The organism is uncultured Thiodictyon sp., assembly GCF_903828115.1.
Classification (GTDB): domain Bacteria; phylum Pseudomonadota; class Gammaproteobacteria; order Chromatiales; family Chromatiaceae; genus Thiodictyon.
The window spans coordinates 1-2,531 of sequence record NZ_CAIKKU010000052.1; the positions used below are offsets into that span (position 1 = coordinate 1).

Annotated in this window: 4 protein-coding genes and 1 pseudogene; all 5 read right to left on the reverse strand. The window is 57.2% G+C overall.

Annotated elements, in window-relative coordinates; all coding sequences use genetic code 11:
• A pseudogene (locus QZY48_RS01865) lies at window positions 1-232 on the reverse strand (hypothetical protein); the annotation flags it as partial.
• A 327-nt stretch (window positions 233-559) separates the two neighbouring features.
• On the reverse strand, window positions 560-847 hold the full coding sequence (locus tag QZY48_RS01870) for a hypothetical protein (protein WP_295426958.1): 288 nt from the start codon (window positions 845-847) through the stop codon (window positions 560-562).
• Between the two features lie 257 nt (window positions 848-1,104).
• The gene (locus tag QZY48_RS01875; RefSeq protein ID WP_295426960.1) at window positions 1,105-1,350 is read right to left on the reverse strand and encodes a hypothetical protein; all 246 of its coding nucleotides are present in this window, start codon (window positions 1,348-1,350) and stop codon (window positions 1,105-1,107) included.
• Window positions 1,351-1,445: 95 nt separating this feature from the next.
• Window positions 1,446-2,060 carry a hypothetical protein gene (locus QZY48_RS01880; RefSeq protein WP_295426961.1) on the reverse strand — a complete coding sequence of 205 codons (615 nt, stop codon included), beginning with the start codon at window positions 2,058-2,060 and terminating at the stop codon, window positions 1,446-1,448.
• On the reverse strand, window positions 2,057-2,531 hold a 475-nt coding region (locus QZY48_RS01885; protein WP_295426963.1), incomplete at its 5' end, for a hypothetical protein. The genes QZY48_RS01885 and QZY48_RS01880, both read right to left, overlap by 4 nt.

A 2,531-nucleotide genomic window follows, 5' to 3' on the forward strand; every position in this document is an offset into this window, starting at 1 on the left:
CGGCTTCGAGATACTTCTCGGCATCACTGGCATAGCCGCTGCCCCGCGTGTGCCTGCCACCGGCACGCATGAATATCCCGCCCTCAATCTCGATCAGCGTCCGGCTCTCCAGATGTGCGAAGTCGGCGCGCCATTTCCTCGTCGGGTGGAACACCAACTCGCGCTCAAGAGCGGGACCCTGCGCGACCCGCCAGAGGAACAGGAACTTGGATTCGAGCTTGGAGCCGGCCATTTGACCGGACCGTCACGTCAACCCGGAAGTGGGAAATTTCCCATCCGGCCAGGTGGGAAATCCGATGGGAAATTTGACCCCGATTTCCCATATTTTCGAGGCATGATTTTCCGCCCCGATTCTCCGCAAACCATTGATAATACGATGTTTGCGGCGTGTCAGCAGGTGCCGTCCGACCCTCCGTTATGTGGGAAGTCGTGTTGGTGCATTTCACGGGAAATGGACACGGGTGGTGGAATCCCGGCGTAAGTCATTGGTATTCAATAGATTCCTTCGACGTCTAACGAGAATCTAACGGTCTTGGTCTCACAGTTAGATGTTAGTTGTCTAACATGGCGATAATGTCCGGCGTGGTGCCAATGCCGCACCTGTTTTCAGCGCGACCTTGCGCTCGTTGAACTTCTGGGTGCGGAACTGGCTCGGGGTGATCCACTTGCGAAGTCGCGGCTTGGGGTCCTCGCCATAGCTGTTCCAGTTGCCCATCTTTGATAGGTAGATGATTAGCATTTTTGAATTCTTCCTGAGAATGTCAGCGCCAGGCATTTCGACTATCAGTCCGGTTGGGTCGTCTCCAACGATCTCCATGACTGTATGTTGTTGTTTCCATTCCTCCATCTCGCGCTCTTGGCGTCTGCGGCATGCATCTGCCATCTGACGCTTGTGATGACGTCTTTCAGCCTCTGAATATGCGAATGATGTTGGAGCTATCCGTCTCATGGTTTGCTAGATATGCGGAGATGATTGCGGGGGTGGGATTTGATCACGCAGAGGCGAGGTTATGGGTCTCCCTTGGATCCGTTCCTCCCCGGCATCGGCGACGCCTCTCGGTTTCCTCAAGTCTGACCTTCTGGGAAGGGTGACCGTCTAACTTTTCAGCGACATGGAGTCGCACGATCTCCACCTGCTTCTCTTGGCCTGGTGATCTCTTCATGGCTGGGCAGGCGCGTCAACCTATCGTGACCATGATCGCAGGCATTTGCCTCGCCCGCCCCATCCAGCAGGGCGATGATGTCGGGCGTCACGTCGATGCTGGTCTGCCCGTGTTGCACGGCCATCAGACGCGCTCCTTCGCGGAGCATGCGCGCAATTCGCTGGGAAGGCATGGTGGTGACAGGCATCGTGTTAGATATGTGAGTGGTTGCAGGGGCGGGAGTTGAACCCGCTGGGGTGAGTTTATGAATCTCGCCCGGGCACCCGCCCTCCCTGCGATTGGTTAGAGCGCCTCGTAGATTTCGACGACGAGCTTGAAGTCTTTCTTGAGCACCTCACGTCGGTCCTCGTCCCATTCCTCGACGGGCGCCTTGCCGGTCTCACGCGCCCACCAACGGCGGATGCGGTTGAGCAGCGCAAGGTAGGTGACGTAGCCGCGGTCAGCGGGATCGCCCTGGACTTCCTTCTCGGTGGCCAACCGTCCGAAGTTGATGGACTTGCGAAGGCGACGGACGCTCAGCTTGTGCTTCTCCGCCATCTTCAGCCAGTGCTGCTTTTCCTCTGCGGTCTTGAGCTTTGCGACGACAGCATGTTGATACCAGTCGAGTTTCTCCTTACGTAAGGAGATTTCAACCTTTCGGGCAACATAGGCATAATTCATCAGTGTTTGGTAGGCCAGCCCAGTGCGTATTAGAGCGTCCTCGTATTTGGCGCCCCACTGTTTCTCGCCGTAATTGATCCAGTCGCCGATGATAAAGCCAATGGACTTGCCGATGGGTGCGAGCTTCTGGCCGAGGGCGTCCCACTCGTCAAAGCAGAGGTCTTGGTTGAACTGGATGCCTGTGGGCGTGATCGTGAATTTGGGATCTGTGATGGCAAGGGTTGTGAGCGTAGTCATGATTTGCGTTTGCGGTATCGTTTGAGTTGTGATTGTTGATAGGTCTTGCGGGCTATCGCGCTGCGCATGGCACGGGACGGCGGGAGGTTCAGTTGGATGGTGATGTCAACGCAGCGTTTCGAGACTGCGGCGCGTGAGATGCCATGGCGTTTGGCGATTGAGGTCATACTCTCGCCGTTGTAGGCGCTGAGGCCGAGAGCCACGGCGAGGCATTCCACGGTCAGGCGGGTATTGCCTTCCGAGATCAGGTCTGCAACGAAATGGCGTAGGACCTCTATGGCGTCGTGTGTAATGGTGCCGGCCTCGTCGGTGTCGTGATCGACCATGGCGGCGATGTCGGGCGTGTGGCTGGCGCGGGACGATTCGGCCATGTCATGTTCCGCAGCTCCGTTGCCGTGGCGCTGCAGGCAGGGTTTGAGCAGGCCGAGTTTTTCCGCTTCCCGACGTTCTGTCAGAGTCATGGATTGAACC

Coding starts and splice junctions, on each gene's coding strand:
- QZY48_RS01870 (WP_295426958.1), bottom strand. CDS start 847: ATGGAGGAATGGAAACAACAACATACAGTCATGGAGATCGTTGGAGAC.
- QZY48_RS01875 (WP_295426960.1), bottom strand. CDS start 1,350: ATGCCTGTCACCACCATGCCTTCCCAGCGAATTGCGCGCATGCTCCGC.
- QZY48_RS01880 (WP_295426961.1), bottom strand. CDS start 2,060: ATGACTACGCTCACAACCCTTGCCATCACAGATCCCAAATTCACGATC.